Genomic DNA, 17537 nt, shown 5'->3' with positions numbered 1-17537 from the left:
TTAATATGGAAAGATATCGTTTGATAACCTAAAAATTTGTAACTTATGAAAGTAAATCTAACTACAATCTGGTGAAAAAACAAACTATATCCCTATTCCTTTTAATATCTCTTTTTATAACTGAAGCGACTTTTTCACAGGAATTGGCAGCTATCGGGCAGGATAACAAGACCACCGAACTCTTTCTTAAAGAAGATCCCCTGGGCATTAAACTAAGATATTCCAACAAAGTTTTACGGAAAGAAACCAATGACAGCACCTATATAGACAGCGAACTGGAATATATGGCCGGAGATGAGGACTGGAAAACTCTTGAGGTTAAAATCAGGGCCCGAGGGAACTACAGAAGGGAAAATTGCTTTTTTCCACCGGTTAAAATGGAAATTAAAAAATCAGTTGCTGCCGGAACCTTATTTGAAGGCAATAAAAAACTTAAACTTGTGCTTCCGTGCGTGCTTCAAAGTGACTACAATGATAAAGTCCTTAAGGAATATATTGCTTATAAATTGTATGAACTTGTCTCTCCTTACCATTTTAATACCAGGTTATTGGAGATTGATTTTACGGATGAAAAAGGACAGAAAGTCAAAAACTATACAATAAAAGGTTTTTTTATAGAAGATATAGATAGAGTGGAAGACCGATGCAATGGAAAGCAAATTAAAAGGTCTGTACATCCCTTGCAGCAGAATGATCTTTGTTCCGTAAGAAATGACTTTTTTCAATTTTTGATTGGCAATACGGATTATTCTTCGGCTTATCGGCACAATGAAAAACTATTATTCGTAGATGGTAATATTTTACCTGTACCATACGATTTTGATATGTCCGGACTAGTTGATGCGAGCTATGCGGTGGTCTCACAGGTTCAGGGCGAAGTGTTAAGTATTGAAGATGTAACTCAAAGATTATACAGGGGTTTTAAACGTAATCCGGAGGTCTATCAAACTGTACGAACAGAGTTTCTGAATAATAAAAGCAAAATGCTGGCTATTTTTGATGATCTGGAATCAAGCTTTGAGGATCCAAAGGAATTTTCTCAGGCGAGAAAATTCATTAATGACTTTTTTGAGGTTATAGCAAACGACAATACATACAGAAAGGAAATATTAAGTGTTGCCAGACTAAAATAGTAACTGCCTCCTGCTTATTTTGGCTATGCTCTATTCATTTACAACCTAATCATTCTTCCCATCCAGGCCTCTTATCAATCAAATAATTCTATCAAAGGTTCCCCGGAAGTACCCGAAGGATATTGAATATTCAGCATCTGAGCAATGCTCGGTGCAATATCAGTTACAGATACTTTTCGCAAAGATTGCCCTTTGGGAATAGATTTCCCGAACCAGAGCATTGGAACATGAGTATCATATGCATATCCGGAACCATGTGTAGTACCTTTAATTCTTTGCATTGTTATTCTGGGGTCCAGGTTCTGAACATATCCGGGTTTAAATACCAAAAGCACATCTCCTGACCTTTTAGAGTGATAACCATTCTGAAGCATTTGATTCATGCCATAACCATAGCTGTGTGTTTGTAAATCAGCCGCGCTAAGTGCTCCTGTGACTTCATCAAGGGAAATCATAAAATCTGCTACTTCGCGTTGCACAGTACTCAGAGATAATTTTTTTTGCTTTATAAGATCCCGGTTTAAATAAATCGACTCCCCTTCGAAATTTTCAATCCATTGGTTAGTTCCGTATTTTGCATTTAAATAACTAAGAAGAGCAACTCCATATTGTTTTATGTTGGCGATTCCGGCAGGTAGCTTGTTATCAGCCAGGTATGAAGCTACAGGTACGGACCCGTGATCAGAAGTTAAAAACAATGAATAATTTCCAGTACCTACCGTTGCATCAAGTGATTTTAATAGATTTTCAATGTCCCTGTCTAATCGTAATATCATATCTTCAAACTCAACAGACTGGGGACCAAAAGTATGTCCCATTGCATCAGGAACGGAATAGCTTATATTAATAAAATCTGTTATTTCATCTGCTCCTAATTTTTCACTTTTAATGGCTTCTATAGCAAAATCTGTTAATAAGGAATTCCCGGCCGGAGTAACCCAAATTAATTGAAATTCAGCACCTAATTCCTTGAAGCGTTCTCTCATGCTCTTATAATCATATGGAAAAGTAGCACTTGTTTTACCGGCAATCGCACGTTCATAATTATTGTCATCCGGCGCACTCATCTTATAGGAATCTATGGGGTATAAAGTGCTCCATGAATCGGTTAAATACGAATCGGATTTTTCCAGTTTATTAAACTTGGTAACCCAATCAGGCAACTCTTCCATGTAGTATGAACTGCTTACAAAATAACCGGGACTCGCTTTCCAGTCATGCCAGTAGGCAGCATTAGCGGTATGTCCTCCGGCTAAAATGGCACCACGGTCTTTTAAGGATACACTTATTACCTTAGCCCTGAAATTGGAGCCCATTCTCAACTGATCCGTAATGGTTGATGTAAGCAGATTTCCCGGAGACGCACCATAGCTGTTTAAATCCTCTGTTCCCACAATAAGTTCGTTGGTATCTCCTATATTGGTAATAGTCTGTTTTGTACTTCGATCATACCATGTATTCCCTATTATGCCATGAACAGAAGGGGTTGTACCGCTATAAATAGATGCATGCCCGGCAGCAGTAACTGTTGGAATGTAATTATAATGGGTGTTTTTATAATTAAAGCCTTCTCTTAAAAGTCTTTTAAAACCACCATTCGAAAACCTGTCCTGATATTTGTATAGATGATCAAATCTCATCTGATCTATTACAACACCTACAATGAGTTTTGGTTTATCCGATTGACTTTGCAGAAGGTTTCCGTTTAAAACAAGTAGAAGGGCAAAGGCTAGTAGTCTGATCATATTACTATTTATCTTTGAGTTCGATTATATTAGGCAAATTTGCCGGAAATACTATCGTCAAAGATAATCAGTAAAAATGTTAAAATTTATTAATTAGGTAGATAAACCGTCATTTTTTTAAATACCCTGATAGAATGAATAAATCTTAGGATTCATAGCAGCAACGGCATTCATTAAATCTTCTGAAGGACTTCCGTAAATTTCAGGGTAAAAGTCAGATATCTCCAGGAACCCGGCAAGTAATGCGCCAAGATTGCCCACGTGAATGAGAACTGCATTGGAATCTGCATAGGTTTCCCTTACTACACACTCATTATTGTGCTCATTAAAATACCAGTCGTACTGCAAAGTGGTATCTTTCTCCTTTTCCCTAACAATATCCATGCATTGACTCGCCAGGCTTTTAAATTCTTCTACTTTCCCTTGGTGTATTAGAAATCTTGCAGTAAGCTGGATGTTTCCCATAATTTAAAGTTTTAAATATTGGTTTAATAGATTTTTATTATTTCGGTTTTCGTCGTTTACGGTCGTGCTTCTAAAATTAAGTTAAAGGGAGTTTCAGTTGCCCGTCTGAAACTGCTAAACCCCCCTGCAGTAATGGCATCTTTTAATTTTTTCTCACCCGCTTGAGCACCCAGGGCCAGGCCTACTTCCTGGTTAATTGAGCAAGGCACACAAAGTTGTGTGGAAAATGCATAAAAAGCCCTTCCAACAGGATTGAGATTATCTTTTAAAGTGTCATGAGCAAACGGCTCAACAATCATGCAGGTACCATCTGGTTTCAAAACGTCCTTTACATGAGCGCATGCTCCAACAGGGTCTCCCATATCATGAAGGCAGTCGAAGAATGTGACGAGGTCATAACCATGACCGGGAAGGTCTTTGGCAGTGGAAACTTGAAAGGAGACATTGGTTACGCCTGAGGCTTCTGCCCTTAATTTCGCGTGTTCAATAGATTTATCATGAAAATCAATCCCTATAAATGTAGATTTTGGAAATGCCTTGGCCATTATAATAGTTGAAGCGGCATGTCCGCAACCAATATCAGCAACCTTTGCACCATTTATAAGTTTTTCTTCTACACCATTAAGTGAGGGAATCCAACTTGAGATTAAATTGCCTTCGTATGAGGGACTAAAAAATTTCTCGGTACCACAATACAAACACTTATTATGATTTCCCCAGGAAATTCCTTCTCCAGTTTTAAATGCTTCTAACATTTTGGGTTCATCATGATATAGTGAAGTAATTGCATAAAATGCACCTGTCATGAACACAGGGCTATTTTTATCTCCAAAAGCTGCTCTTTGTTCCGGTGTCATAAAGAAAGTGTCATTTACATTATCATATTCTACGTAGCCAGATGCTGCTTGTGCTGCGAGCCATTCTTTGACATATCTTTCTGCAGTTTCCGTTGCATTGGCCAACTGCCTGGCGGACATTGGCCCTAATTCTGAAAGTGATTTGTACAGCCCCAGTTTATCTCCAATTGTAATTAGAGGACCATTTGCGGCTGCTCCCATTTCTACTACTACTTGACCTAATAAGGCATGTAATTTATTCTCATCTAGTTCCATAATTATAAAATTTATATTTGAATTTCAAAAGAGTGATTAGTTTTTCAGATTTATCTAAGTTGGTGAATAATAATGATATACAGCAAATGATCTAGGACCAAAGCCTGGTTTTATTGTCCGAATATTATTGATTTATTATCAAAAGCCAAATTGACCGGAGAATCAAAATGGCTCTTGTTAAAATGTTAGTAGCTCAATTTATGTAAAAAAAAAGCCCTGTACATTTATTCAGGGCTTTCCATTGGTCTTTAATCTATTCGTATTTGTTTACTCCGCCGGTGCGGATGCTCCGGCAACAATTCTGTAAACGTTTGAATTACGCTTGTTATAGTTATCCTGAAAACCATCCCAAAACCCGTCCGGCATTGTCCAGTCATCGCTAAATGCCGGTGATAATGCTTCCTGTAAGGAGGAAAATAAGTCATAAGAATAACTACTATAGGTGAATGTGGAAGTAGCAGGGGAAATAATAGACTGATTGCCCCAGCCTTTCATGGTTGTCTTACCTTCCTTCATGGCTTTCTCTACCATAGGTTTCCATTTCTCAGCTTCAAAAGTAAGGTGCTGGCCAGGATTTTTTGTATCGTGATAAATAATACGTACAAACTTATAATCATCGTTCGTTGCGTTTTCTGCCCGTATATGGTTAGGAAGATTGCTTAGGAATATATGGTGCATATTGGTGCTAATATCCCAGGTAGCAATGTCTTCCATTTTTACATCCGGAAACATGGCGTCTATGCTTTCCCAATCTGCACCTTTGTCAATGTCGTTAAACGTATTAATAATCAAAATGTTTGGACTGGTGTCCTGGTTTACACCGCCAACCTTCTGCAAAATAGCCCAGAAAGTTAAGTTTCCCTTGGTAACCTCCTTTTCTGCCCATTTGGCCCAGTAGGTGGTTTCCCTTTTTAAATACTCCTGCATATTTTCAGGAGCCACTCTTCGATACTGGTGCGTGGTAATAGGCTGAGCCATTGCAAATTGAAAACTCAACAGGCACACCACAAAAATTGTAATTGCATTTCTCATTGTTTGGTTGTTTTACGTTAATAAATAATAGTATTCACAGGTTAATAAAAATATAAATGGCCAGATGGTTGATTAAGTTTTACCACTTAATAAGAAGCAGGACAATCAATTAACAGCTCGTTAGAGTCATTAAGATTTTGTAAAGTAAGCAGAAATTTAAGGTAATGGGGATTTATGTTGGACGAAACCATATTAAAAATGTCCGAAAATGCCTTTTTGGTTACCCAAGCTTATTTGGATGAACAGTTTTAAGCAGGAAATTAACGCTTAAAATTGCAGTTCTAGTCAGTTTTTTAGAATTCAATAAAGATTTCAAGTGCCTATCTTGGTTCCAGAACAACGAATGGGATGATCATTTCTTCCAGGGAAACTCCTCCGTGCTGATAAGTGTTCCGGTAATAACTTACATAGTGGTTATAATTATTGGGGTAAGCAAAAAACAGGTCATTTTTGGCAAAAATAAAAGAGCTGCTCATGGTAATGCTTGTTAAATGAATAGTTGCAGGGTCTTTGGCTTCTATGACATCATTATCATTATAAGTGAGACTTCGGCCGGTCTTATATCTCAGGTTAAGACTGGTTTCTTTATCTCCAATAACTTTTGAAGGTTGCTTTACATTTATTGTACCATGATCTGTAGTTATTATCAGTTTTAACCCCATGCTCTGGGCTTGTTGTATGATTTCCAGGAGCGGTGAATTTTTAAACCAGCTGTTCGTTAAGGATCGGTACGCCTTATCATTGGATGCCAATTCCTTTATCACGTCCATTTCGGTTTTAGAATGTGAAAGCATGTCCACAAAATTATATACAAGAACCGTCAGATCATTTTTCTTTTGTGACCGGAAGTTCTGAGACAGGTTTTTTCCCTGTTTTAAACTACTTATTTTATGGTATTCCCAATTCAGCTCCAGCCCCAACCTTTTCAATTGTTCGCCAAGGAATTTGTCCTCAAATAAATTTTTCCCGCCTTCATCGGTGTCATTCTTCCACCAATCCGGATATTTTTTTTCCATTCCCAGTGGCATCAGGCCGGAGAAAATGGCATTTCGCGCATATTGTGTTGCCGTAGGCAGAATGCTGTAATAAGGCTCTTCCTTGCTTTTTTTATAATAGGGTGCAAGTACATCTTCGAATGCAAACCACTGATCATACCTCAGATTATCTATTACCAAAAGAAGGGTAGGGGTATCCTCTATTTCGGGCTTAATTAATTCCTTAAACAAGGTATGGGACATAACAGGACCTTCCCCGCCATGAAACCAGCCAGTATAATTCTTTTCAATAAATTTTCCGAACTGATTGTTGGCCTCAACTTTTTGGGATTCCAAAATTTCAAACATTCCGGAATCTTCTATTTCTTCCAATTGTAATTCCCAATAGATAAGCTTTTTGTAGAGATCTGCCCATTCCTCATAGGAGTTAACCATTGATAGGTCCATTGCTATCTTTCTAAATTCCTGCTGGTAATTGGAAGTGGTCTTTTCTGACACCAAACGGGAATGATCCAGGTTTTTCTTGAGGGACAGAAGTATTTGGTTCGGATTAACCGGTTTAATCAGATAGTCCGCAATTTTTGAGCCAATGGCCTCCTCCATGATATATTCTTCCTCACTTTTTGTGATCATAACCACGGGAAGAGCGGCGTCAATTGTTTTTATTTCGTTTAGTGTTTCCAATCCGGAAATCCCGGGCATATTCTCATCCAGAAAAACAATATCAAAATTCCTACTTCTAATTTCTTCCAGTGCATCCTGACCACTTTTACATGTTACTACCTCATAATTTTTGCCTTCCAGGAAAATAATATGCGGCTTTAACAAATCTATTTCATCATCTACCCATAGGATTGTTATCTTGTTCATTAAGTCCTTATCTTTACCGTGAAAACTTAGCTATTTTGTCAATATCAAACAAGCTTAAAATATTCAACGATCCAATTTACGGATTTATTAGAATTCCCGATGCACTTATTTTTAGCCTGATAGCGGATCCCTATTTTCAAAGACTTCGGCGTATTTCGCAAATGGGGCTCTCATATCTGGTTTATCCAGGAGCGCACCATACTCGGTTTCATCATGCGCTGGGTAGTATGCATTTAATGCAGGAAGCTATACAACTGCTTCGTTTTAAGGGGATTGAGATTACAGAGGAGGAGGCTAAAGGATTACTTTGCGCTATTCTATTACATGATATTGGCCATGGTCCTTTTTCACATGCTATGGAGCATAGTTTGGTAGAAGGAATAAAGCACGAGGAAATTTCACACATATTTATGGAGGTTCTGAACCACAAGTTTAACGGAAGTTTAACTTTAGGGATTGAAATATTTAAAGGCAGCTATAGAAAAAAATTTCTGAATCAACTGGTCAGTAGCCAATTAGATATGGATAGATTAGATTACCTGAAACGGGATAGTTTTTATACAGGTGTTGCAGAAGGGAATATAAATGCCGAGCGATTGATAACAATGTTAAATGTTGTGGATGGGGAATTGGTAGTTGAGGAAAAAGGCATTTATTCCGTTGAGAAATTTCTAATGGCCCGCAGATTTATGTATTGGCAGGTATACCTTCATAAAACCGGGTTAGTAGCTGAACAATTGCTAATCAGGACCTTGCAGAGAGCTAAAGAACTGGTGGAAATGAATTTTGAACTGGCTTGCAGTCGTCCGCTTATGTTCTTCCTGAAAACCAAAATTGACAAGTTAAATTTTAATAAAGAGGTTTTGGATCATTTTGCCAATCTGGACGATACCGATATTTTGGCTGCCATAAAACAATGGCAGCATAGTTCTGACTTTGTATTGTCAAAGCTTTGCGGCATGATCCTGAATAGGAGACTACTTAACATAAAGCTCAGAAATAAGCCCGAGAAAGATGGCAGATTTGAGACACTTTTTGAAAAGTTTATGGTTAAATATAAATTGAGTGAAGAGGAGACTTCCTATTTCGTATTCCGTGGAATTATTGAGAATAAGGCCTATAATCGCCTTAGCCAGAATATTAATATTTTACGAAGTAATGGTAAATTATTAGATGTGGCCAACGCATCGGACCATTTTAATTTAACGGCCTTGTCGGAGACAGTAACAAAATATTATATCTGTTATCCAAAAGATGATCTTTAGCTTTAATATTCTGAATTTTACTGCACGCCAAATTAATGAAAGCACTTAAAAAGTCGTAACAACATGATATACAGAGGCTTATAGTCAAGTGTTTGCTGTTATTCTATTAATCAATTTTTCTTACTTTTGTCTGAATCTAAGCCAAGGGGTAAATTATTAAGAAATTTGGAATTCACAGCTAGTCAGATTGCGGGTATTTTGGAGGGTGAGATAGAAGGCAACCCAGATGTTGCAGTGTATAAATTGGCTAAGATTGAAGAAGGAGAAATTGGCTCACTAACTTTTTTGGCCAATCCCAAATATACATCTTACATATATAGCACAGAAGCATCTATTACCCTTGTAAATAAGGATTTTGTACCAGAACAGGCCCTTTCTACAACCCTCATCAAGGTTAAAGATGCCTATGAATCATTTTCTAAATTATTAGAATATTACAATAAGGTTAAATATAACAAAACGGGGTTGGAGAGCCCGGTTTTTTTGTCGGAATCTACTGTCTATGGAGAAAATTTCTATTTAGGTGCTTTTTCATATTTGGGTAATAATGTAAGAATTGGGAATGACGTTAAAATCTACCCTAACGTCTATATAGGCGACAATGTGACCATTGGGGATAATGTCGTTATTTTTGCAGGAGCGAAAATATATTCTGAAACAATAATCGGAAAGGGATGCGTAATTCATAGCGGGGCTATAATTGGCGCTGACGGTTTTGGTTTCGCGCCAAATTCCAATGGTGAATATAGCAAAGTGCCGCAGACCGGGAATGTTATACTCGGAAAAAATGTAGATGTCGGAGCCGGAACCACCATAGACAGAGCTACGCTTGGGTCTACTATTCTCAGGGATGGGGTTAAGCTGGACAACCAGATTCAGATAGCGCACAATGTAGAGATCGGTGAACACACAGCTATAGCTGCTCAGACAGGCATAGCAGGATCCACAAAAATTGGTAGAAATTGCAAGATTGGTGGCCAGGTAGGTATTGTTGGGCATATCACTATTGGCGACAGGGTTAGGATACAGGCCCAATCGGGAATAGGAAGAAATGTGAAGGACGATGAATTCCTGCAGGGATCGCCGGCGCTGAATTACGCAGACTACAATAAATCATATGTTCATTTTAAAAACTTGCCAAAATTAGTTAACAGGATAAATGATTTTGACAAAAAAAGTGAAGACAAATAAAGTATGGCAAAACAACGTACAATTGCACATGGAGTAACATTGAAAGGTGTGGGATTGCATACCGGAGAAAACGTTACCATGAAATTTGTTCCTGCTCCCGAGAATCACGGATATGCTTTTAAGCGGGTAGATCTTGAAGGGGAACCAATTATTGAAGCAGATGCCAATTATGTGGTTAATACGCAGAGAGGAACAAATTTGGAAAAAAGAGGCGTTAAGATTCAGACCTCTGAACATGTTCTTGCGGCGTTAGTTGGCTTGGATATAGATAATGTATTAATTGAATTAAATGCTCCTGAACCTCCCATAATGGATGGATCTTCCAAATTTTTTGTTGAGGCTCTGGAGAACGCGGGTATTGTAGAGCAGGATGCCGAAAGGGAAGAATATGTAGTAAAAGAAGTAATATCCTATAAAGATGAAGCCTCCGGAAGCGACATAACATTAATTCCTTCCGAGAATTATGAAATAACAACCATGGTTGATTTTGGCACCAAGGTTTTGGGAACTCAGAATGCTACGCTTGAAAAAATATCAGATTTTAAAAAGGAAATTGCAGATGCCAGGACATTTAGTTTTCTTCATGAATTAGAAATGTTATTGGAGAACGGGCTTATAAAGGGAGGAGATTTAAACAATGCAATTGTTTATGTTGACAAGGAAATTTCTGCTTCCACCATGAAGAAACTGGAAAAGGCTTTTAATAAGAAAAAACTATCCGTAAAGCCAAATGGTATCCTGGATAATCTCACATTGCATCAACCTAACGAAGCAGCCCGGCATAAACTCTTAGATGTAATTGGCGATCTGGCATTGGCAGGAACGCGAATTAGAGGGAAAGTAATTGCCAATAAACCCGGCCATTATGTAAATACTCAATTTGCTAAAAAACTATCCAAGATAATTAAATTGGAAAAACGCAATAAAGTACCAAAATATGATTTAAATCAAGCTCCTTTAATGGACATCACCCAAATTATGAAAATGCTGCCTCACAGGCCTCCATTTCTTTTGGTAGATAAAATCATAGAGCTTTCTGATTCTCATGTAGTGGGCATGAAAAATGTAACTATGAACGAACCATTTTTTGTGGGGCATTTTCCAGGAGCTCCTGTTATGCCAGGTGTTCTGCAGGTAGAAGCAATGGCACAAACAGGAGGAATACTGGTGCTAAGCACTGTTCCTGACCCTGAAAATTATCTGACTTTCTTTATGAAGATCGACAATGTTAAATTTAAACAACAAGTTGTTCCCGGAGATACTTTGATTTTTAAATGCGATCTTATTTCACCAATACGAAGAGGAATCTGTCACATGCAGGCTTATGCCTATGCTAATGGGAAATTGGTTTCAGAAGCGGAATTAATGGCCCAAATCGTAAAAACAAAACAACAAGATTAGTATGAATCAGCCCCTTGCCTACGTTCACCCCGGAGCTAAAATTGCAAAAAATGTGGTTATAGAACCATTCACTACTATCCATAACAATGTGGTAATTGGCGATGGTACCTGGATTGGCTCAAATGTTACTATAATGGAAGGTGCCCGAATTGGGAAGAATTGCAATATTTTTCCAGGTGCGGTAATATCGGCACCACCTCAGGATCTGAAATATGATGGAGAGGAAACGACGGTGGTTATTGGTAATAATACAACGATCAGAGAGTGCGCTACCATTCATAAAGGTACTCGCGACAGAATGAAAACGGTGATTGGCAAAAACTGCCTGATAATGGCCTATTGCCATATTGCTCATGATTGTTTGGTTGGCAATAACTGTATTTTCTCCAATAATTCAACACTTGCCGGACATGTCACTATTGGCGACAACGTTATTCTTGCCGGTCTGGTTGCTGTACATCAGTTTGTCTCCATTGGTAATCATGCGTTCGTAACCGGCGGATCTTTGGTGCGGAAAGATGTTCCTCCCTACGTAAAAGGTGCAAGAGAACCAATGTCGTATGTTGGAATAAATTCTGTAGGACTGCGAAGAAGAGGATTCGATTCGGATAAAATCAGGGAGATACAAAATATTTACAGAATACTTTATCAGAAGAATTATAACAACACGCAGGCCGTGCAGATCATTGAAGCAGAAATGGAGGCAACTCCCGAGAGGGATGAAATTTTGCAATTTATACGTGATTCCCAAAGAGGAATTATGAAGGGCTATTTTAGTACAAATTAATTATCCATGGCAAATACATCAGATATAAGAAAAGGATTGTGCATTAAGTACAACAATGATATTTACAAAATTGTTGAGTTTTTACATGTAAAACCGGGTAAAGGGCCCGCTTTTGTGCGTACAAAACTTAAAAGTCTTACCAGCGGTAAGGTTTTGGATAATACGTTTTCTGCAGGGCATAAAATTGAAGATGTGCGCGTGGAAACAAGATCGTATCAATTTTTATATTCCGACGGTACGACATATCATTTTATGAATACAGACGATTACAACCAAATTTCACTCCAGGAAGAAATACTGGATGCCCCCGACCTTCTTAAAGAAGGGGAAATTGTGACCATAATGTTTAATACGGAAGATAATATGCCTTTGACCGTTGATATGCCGGCAAGTGTAATTCTTGAGGTTACACATACTGAGCCCGGACTTAAAGGAAACACAGCCACAAATGCTTCCAAACCAGCGGTTGTTGAGACTGGTGCTAAGGTAAATGTCCCGCTTTTTATTAATGAGGGAGATAAAATTAAAATTGATACCGAAAAAGGTTCTTACATGGAACGAGCAAAATAACTAATAATCATAAATACTTGATATTTAGGAATTAATAAATTTTTATTTGTAGTTTTAATTCATGTATGATATTGATAATTTGAATAACTAATTTGTGAAATTTCCCAAGCCATATTCTTTAAAACAAATTGCAGCAATTATCAATTCTGAATACATTGGGGCCGACGACTTCTCCATATATGGGATGAATGAAATACATGTAGTGGAGGAAGGCGATATTGTTTTCGTTGACCATCCAAAGTATTATGACAAGGCATTAAATTCCAAGGCGACGGTAGTTTTAATAAACAAAAAAGTGGATTGCCCCGCTGGCAAGGCCTTACTGGTTTCTGAAGATCCTTTTAGAGACTTTAATATCCTTACAAACTACTTTAAACCATTTCAAAAATCAGATTTGATGATATCCAAATCTGCCAAGATTGGAAAAAACACCCATATCCAGCCTAACGTCTTTATTGGAAATAATGTTGTAATAGGTGACCACTGTATAATTCACCCCAATGTCTGCATATACGATAATTGTATTATCGGAGACCATGTTACCATTCATGCGGGAACAGTCCTCGGGGCAGAAGCTTTCTATTTTAAAAACAGACCGGAGGGTTTTGATAAATTGCTTTCCGGAGGACGCGTTGTAATAGAAGACCATGTGGATATTGGTGCTCTATGTTCAATAGACAGGGGTGTTACCGGAGACACCACCATTAAGAAGGGCAGCAAGCTGGATAATCAGATTCAGGTAGGACATGATACTGTGATTGGGGAAAAGTGTTTGATTGCTTCACAAACAGGTATTGCGGGCTGTGTGGTAATTGAGGATGAAGTTACTATTTGGGGTCAGGTGGGAATAATAAGTGGTATTACTATAGGTAAGAAGGCAGTAATAATGGCCCAGGCGGGCATTGGAAGATCTCTTGAAGGAGGAAAAAGTTATTTGGGAAGTCCGGCAGGTGAATCTCGTGAAAAATTCAGAGAATTGGCCCATTTGCGAAGTCTTCCTTCTATTTTGAAAGATTTAAACAAACAATAAAGGCACTAAGCTGCTAAAAATAGTTTTCAAAAATATATTTTTGCGTAACCAAAAGACAAATTAACTATGAGCGTATTAGTAAATAAAGATTCCAGGATAATTGTTCAGGGTTTTACAGGAAGTGAAGGTACTTTTCATTCAGAACAGATGATAGCCTATGGAACGAATGTAGTTGGCGGGGTTACACCGGGCAAAGGCGGTCAGGAACACCTCGGAAAACCTGTTTTCAATACGGTTGAAGATGCTGTGAAAAGTGTTGGAGCGGATACTACAATCATTTTTGTACCACCTGCATTTGCGGCAGATGCAATTATGGAAGCAGCAAGTGCTGGCATTAAGGTAATTATAACAATCACTGAGGGCATTCCGGTAGCTGATATGGTTAAAACCAATAACTATCTCAAACATAAAGATTGTACGCTGATTGGTCCAAATTGTCCGGGAGTAATTACTCCGGAAGAGGCCAAAGTAGGTATTATGCCCGGTTTTGTATTTAAAAAAGGTAGTATAGGGATAGTTTCTAAATCCGGTACTTTAACTTATGAAGCCGCGGACCAGGTAGTTAGACAAGGATTGGGCATTACAACGGCCATTGGAATTGGTGGCGATCCTATAATCGGCACTACTACAAAAGAGGCAGTGGAATTATTGATTAATGACCCTGAAACAGAATGTGTGGTAATGATAGGTGAAATTGGTGGGCAATTAGAGGCGGATGCGGCTAAATGGTACAAAGCCAGTGGAAGTAAAAAACCAATAGTTGGTTTTATTGCAGGTGAAACGGCACCGGCGGGTAGAACAATGGGGCATGCCGGCGCAATTGTGGGAGGAACAGATGATACTGCTCAGGCTAAGAAACGCATAATGCGCGAATGTGGAATTAATGTGGTGGATTCACCGGCAGAAATTGGAAAGAAAGTAAAAGAAGTGGTTGGATAATTCAGAATAAAGTACAATTATTCAGGCTCTGGCTTAGAGGAAAATCCCGAATTAGTCGGGATTTTTTTTAGCCTTTATCTCAAACAAAACTTATATTTGGATTACTAGTATGTAAATAAAACAGCGACATGAAACTATTAGACGGAAAGAATGTTATTATAACCGGCGCAAGCAGGGGTATAGGAATGGGTATTGCAAGTATATTTGCAGAACATGGGGCCAATGTTGCCTTTACCTTTAGCTCAAGTGAAGCCCCGGCTCTTGAGCTTGAAAAAGAGCTTAACTCAATGGGAGTTAAGGCCAAAGCATATAAAAGTAATGCGGCAAGTTTTAAAGATTCCGAAGATTTAATTGCAAGTGTCCTTGAAGATTTTGGAGGGATTGACATATTAATTAACAATGCAGGTATAACAAGAGACAAGCTGTTAATGAGGATGGGGGAAGAGGACTTTGATACGGTTATTGAGGTAAACCTAAAATCTGTTTTTAATATGACCAAAGCTGTACAACGCACCATGTTAAAACAGCGTAAAGGATCGATCATAAATATGAGTAGTGTGGTTGGTGTCAAGGGAAATGCAGGACAGGCAAATTATGCTGCTTCCAAAGCTGGTATAATTGGCTTTACAAAATCCGTAGCCCTTGAATTAGGTTCCAGGAATATTCGGTGCAATGCTATTGCTCCCGGATTTATTGAAACCGAAATGACTGATAAATTAGATGAAAAAACTGTTGAGGGATGGCGAGAGGCAATTCCGTTGAAACGAGGAGGATCGCCGGAAGATGTGGCCAATGCATGTTTATTCCTTGCATCAGATCTTTCGTCTTATATTACCGGACAGGTTATAAATGTTGATGGTGGAATGCTAACTTAATTGTTGGCATGAGGTACTAGAGTTAATCCTGTATATAAAAGATTACGTAGGCATACTATAGATTTTCAAGCCTATCTAAAAAATTCATGCAAATACAAACAGTATTCCTTATTTTACTTGCTGCGATTTTGGCAGTGGTGTTGGTGATTTACCAGTACCACTATAAAACCAGGGGCAAAGGGTTTTTAAATATCACCCTCTCCTTTTTGAGATTTATGGCGTTGTTTTCTGTGTTTTTACTTTTAATAAATCCAAAAATAACCAAAGACCAATACTCTTTAGAGAAAACTAATCTGATTATCCTGTCTGATAATTCTTCTTCTATCAGTCAGGTGGAGGATGCGGAAAAACTAAGACGAGTAAGAGACCAAATTAGAAATAATACGGATATAAAAGAAAGGTTTAATTTATCAGAATTTACATTTGGAACTGCCTTAAATACTTCAGACAGTTTATCATTTTCAGAGAAAGCCACGAATATTGGGCGAGCACTTTCATCACTTAATGAGATTTATGCCGGAAGTAACACAGCAGTTTTGATGTTAACGGACGGCAACCAGACTTTAGGTGAGGATTATGAATTCTATGCAAAACGTCAAAAATTCCCTATTTATCCTTTAGTCATAGGAGATACTGCCAGTTACAGGGATGTCAGAATAGATCAGGTAAATACAAACAAATACGCCTTTTTGAAAAATAAATATCCTATCGAAATTTTTGTTTCCTATCAGGGTAAAAATGCGGCTTCAACAGTGCTTACTATTGCTGAAGATGGTCAAACTCTATATAGAAATCAGCTCGAACTGAATGAGATAGAGAATTCCCAAATTGTCAGCACAGTACTCGATGCCTCTACTGTTGGAATAAAGAACATAACTATTAGCCTTAGCCCATTGGAAAATGAAAGGAACATTGCCAATAATACCCGTCAAATAGGTATAGAAGTCATAGATGAAAAAACAAAAATTGCATTGATTTCTAAAATACTGCACCCCGATCTTGGTGCCTTAAAAAAGGCTATTGAAAGTAATGAACAACGAACGGTATCTATTGAAAAATCATCTATCACACCTAATGAACTTGAAAAATTTGATCTTTTTATTATCTATCAACCAGATACTTCTTTCGAAAAAATATACGAGTATATAAAAGGCAAAGGAGCAAATATTTTTACCATAACCGGCCCTAAAACCGATTGGAGGTTCCTGAACCGTGTTCAGTCGAGTTTTCAAAAGAAGAGTTTTGATCAGAAAGAAGAGGTAACACCGGTTCTGAACAAGGGATTTACCCATTTTGATATCACTGATTTTGTTGTCTCTGAATTCCCCCCAATCGAGACCACTTTAGGTGAGTTGTTAATTACGGCATCTTATGAAAACATAATGAGTCAGCGAATCAAAGGGGTAGATTTGAATGAACCCCTTTTTGCAGTCCTTGAAACCAATACAGGCCGTGAAGCCGTACTTTTTGGTGAAAATATATGGAAATGGCGCGTACAGAGCTTCCGTGAAGATCAGGAATTTAAAAAGTTTGATGATTTTATCTCAAAGGTCATTTTGTTCCTGGCAAACACCAAACCAAGGAGCAGGCTTACAATAGAGTATGAAAACATATATCAGGGATTAAACCAGGCTACGATAAAGGCTACATACTTTGATGAAACTTTCGTTTTTGACGGCAACGCAACCATAAATATATTATTAAACGGTATTGACAACGATATTCGGAGGCAATTACCAATGCTACTTAAGGATGGCTATTATGAAGCGGATATCCGTACCCTCCCACCGGGTAATTATAATTTTACGGTGGATGTAAATAATAATGATCTTGTAAAATCAGGAAAGTTTACCATTCTGGACTATGACCTGGAACAGCAATTTTTATCGAGCAATTATAGGAAATTGGACAGGCTGGCTCAGAGTACCAAGGCATTTCTTTTTTTTCCTTCCCAGACTTTCCAAATCATTGAGGACTTGATGAATGACAATAGGTATGTACCAGTCCAGAAAAGCAAGCAAAATGTCGTATCTTTGATCGATTTTAAAATTCTGCTTGGAATCATTACTGCAGCATTGGCTGCAGAATGGTTTATCAGAAAGTATAACGGACTAATTTAATTTTATA

15 protein-coding genes are annotated in these 17537 nt (G+C 38.0%); 10 read left to right on the top strand and 5 right to left on the bottom strand.

Translation table 11 applies throughout. The annotated features are described in order from the left end of the window. Positions 1-71: 71 nt before the first annotated feature. The gene (locus G504_RS0109070; RefSeq protein ID WP_019669853.1) at positions 72-1133 is read left to right on the top strand and encodes a tetratricopeptide repeat protein; all 1062 of its coding nucleotides are present in this window, start codon (positions 72-74) and stop codon (positions 1131-1133) included. Between the two features lie 74 nt (positions 1134-1207). On the opposite strand, the gene pafA is transcribed toward G504_RS0109070, so the two are convergent. From pafA to porX, 5 genes are all read right to left on the bottom strand, one after another. Beyond that, a complete protein-coding gene (gene pafA / locus G504_RS0109065; protein ID WP_019669852.1) occupies positions 1208-2878 on the bottom strand; it encodes an alkaline phosphatase PafA in 1671 nt (556 codons plus the stop codon). 117 nt (positions 2879-2995) lie between these two features. Further along, a complete protein-coding gene (locus tag G504_RS0109060) occupies positions 2996-3343 on the bottom strand; it encodes a putative quinol monooxygenase (RefSeq protein ID WP_019669851.1) in 348 nt (115 codons plus the stop codon). A gap of 56 nt (positions 3344-3399) precedes the next feature. After that, the gene (locus G504_RS0109055) at positions 3400-4455 is read right to left on the bottom strand and encodes a class I SAM-dependent methyltransferase (protein WP_019669850.1); all 1056 of its coding nucleotides are present in this window, start codon (positions 4453-4455) and stop codon (positions 3400-3402) included. 267 nt (positions 4456-4722) lie between these two features. Beyond that, the gene (locus tag G504_RS0109050; protein WP_019669849.1) at positions 4723-5487 is read right to left on the bottom strand and encodes a hypothetical protein; all 765 of its coding nucleotides are present in this window, start codon (positions 5485-5487) and stop codon (positions 4723-4725) included. 320 nt (positions 5488-5807) lie between these two features. Beyond that, on the bottom strand, positions 5808-7352 hold the full coding sequence (porX, locus tag G504_RS0109045; protein WP_019669848.1) for a T9SS response regulator signal transducer PorX: 1545 nt from the start codon (positions 7350-7352) through the stop codon (positions 5808-5810). 35 nt (positions 7353-7387) lie between these two features. Between porX and G504_RS0109040 the strand changes: the two genes are divergently transcribed. The 9 genes from G504_RS0109040 to G504_RS0109000 all read left to right on the top strand — a co-directional run bounded on the left by G504_RS0109040 (position 7388) and on the right by G504_RS0109000 (position 17530). After that, positions 7388-8617 (top strand): HD domain-containing protein, encoded by a 1230-nt coding sequence (locus G504_RS0109040; RefSeq protein WP_019669847.1) that lies wholly within the window; start codon positions 7388-7390, stop codon positions 8615-8617. A gap of 165 nt (positions 8618-8782) precedes the next feature. Further along, positions 8783-9808: a UDP-3-O-(3-hydroxymyristoyl)glucosamine N-acyltransferase gene (lpxD, locus tag G504_RS0109035; RefSeq protein WP_026348479.1), complete on the top strand. Its 1026-nt coding sequence runs from the start codon at positions 8783-8785 to the stop codon at positions 9806-9808. A gap of 3 nt (positions 9809-9811) precedes the next feature. After that, on the top strand, positions 9812-11209 hold the full coding sequence (locus G504_RS0109030) for a bifunctional UDP-3-O-[3-hydroxymyristoyl] N-acetylglucosamine deacetylase/3-hydroxyacyl-ACP dehydratase (protein WP_019669845.1): 1398 nt from the start codon (positions 9812-9814) through the stop codon (positions 11207-11209). A gap of 1 nt (position 11210) precedes the next feature. Beyond that, positions 11211-11996: an acyl-ACP--UDP-N-acetylglucosamine O-acyltransferase gene (gene lpxA, locus G504_RS0109025; RefSeq protein ID WP_019669844.1), complete on the top strand. Its 786-nt coding sequence runs from the start codon at positions 11211-11213 to the stop codon at positions 11994-11996. Positions 11997-12002: 6 nt separating this feature from the next. Continuing rightward, positions 12003-12566, top strand: a complete 564-nt coding sequence (efp, locus tag G504_RS0109020) for an elongation factor P (protein WP_019669843.1) — start codon at positions 12003-12005, stop codon at positions 12564-12566. 94 nt (positions 12567-12660) lie between these two features. After that, positions 12661-13596 carry a UDP-3-O-(3-hydroxymyristoyl)glucosamine N-acyltransferase gene (locus G504_RS0109015; protein ID WP_019669842.1) on the top strand — a complete coding sequence of 312 codons (936 nt, stop codon included), beginning with the start codon at positions 12661-12663 and terminating at the stop codon, positions 13594-13596. Between the two features lie 66 nt (positions 13597-13662). Continuing rightward, complete coding sequence (gene sucD / locus G504_RS0109010; protein ID WP_019669841.1) at positions 13663-14535, top strand: succinate--CoA ligase subunit alpha; 873 nt, start codon at positions 13663-13665, stop codon at positions 14533-14535. 128 nt (positions 14536-14663) lie between these two features. Beyond that, on the top strand, positions 14664-15410 hold the full coding sequence (gene fabG / locus G504_RS0109005) for a 3-oxoacyl-[acyl-carrier-protein] reductase (RefSeq protein ID WP_019669840.1): 747 nt from the start codon (positions 14664-14666) through the stop codon (positions 15408-15410). Between the two features lie 86 nt (positions 15411-15496). After that, positions 15497-17530, top strand: a complete 2034-nt coding sequence (locus G504_RS0109000) for a hypothetical protein (RefSeq protein WP_019669839.1) — start codon at positions 15497-15499, stop codon at positions 17528-17530. The last annotated feature ends 7 nt before the right edge of the window (positions 17531-17537 follow it).

This window comes from Eudoraea adriatica DSM 19308, from assembly GCF_000382125.1.
Lineage (GTDB): Bacteria > Bacteroidota > Bacteroidia > Flavobacteriales > Flavobacteriaceae > Eudoraea > Eudoraea adriatica.
The sequence above is the reverse complement of the archived record's forward strand: the minus strand, read 5'-3'. Positions and strand labels throughout refer to the sequence as shown.

What these genes read in the sequence shown, in the direction of transcription:
- efp (WP_019669843.1), top strand. Translation starts at nt 12,003, where the DNA reads ATGGCAAATACATCAGATATAAGAAAAGGATTGTGCATTAAGTACAAC.
- porX (WP_019669848.1), bottom strand. Translation starts at nt 7,352, where the DNA reads ATGAACAAGATAACAATCCTATGGGTAGATGATGAAATAGATTTGTTA.
- sucD (WP_019669841.1), top strand. Translation starts at nt 13,663, where the DNA reads ATGAGCGTATTAGTAAATAAAGATTCCAGGATAATTGTTCAGGGTTTT.
- G504_RS0109055 (WP_019669850.1), bottom strand. Translation starts at nt 4,455, where the DNA reads ATGGAACTAGATGAGAATAAATTACATGCCTTATTAGGTCAAGTAGTA.
- fabG (WP_019669840.1), top strand. Translation starts at nt 14,664, where the DNA reads ATGAAACTATTAGACGGAAAGAATGTTATTATAACCGGCGCAAGCAGG.
- G504_RS0109060 (WP_019669851.1), bottom strand. Translation starts at nt 3,343, where the DNA reads ATGGGAAACATCCAGCTTACTGCAAGATTTCTAATACACCAAGGGAAA.
- pafA (WP_019669852.1), bottom strand. Translation starts at nt 2,878, where the DNA reads ATGATCAGACTACTAGCCTTTGCCCTTCTACTTGTTTTAAACGGAAAC.
- G504_RS0109050 (WP_019669849.1), bottom strand. Translation starts at nt 5,487, where the DNA reads ATGAGAAATGCAATTACAATTTTTGTGGTGTGCCTGTTGAGTTTTCAA.
- G504_RS0109000 (WP_019669839.1), top strand. Translation starts at nt 15,497, where the DNA reads ATGCAAATACAAACAGTATTCCTTATTTTACTTGCTGCGATTTTGGCA.
- lpxA (WP_019669844.1), top strand. Translation starts at nt 11,211, where the DNA reads ATGAATCAGCCCCTTGCCTACGTTCACCCCGGAGCTAAAATTGCAAAA.
- G504_RS0109030 (WP_019669845.1), top strand. Translation starts at nt 9,812, where the DNA reads ATGGCAAAACAACGTACAATTGCACATGGAGTAACATTGAAAGGTGTG.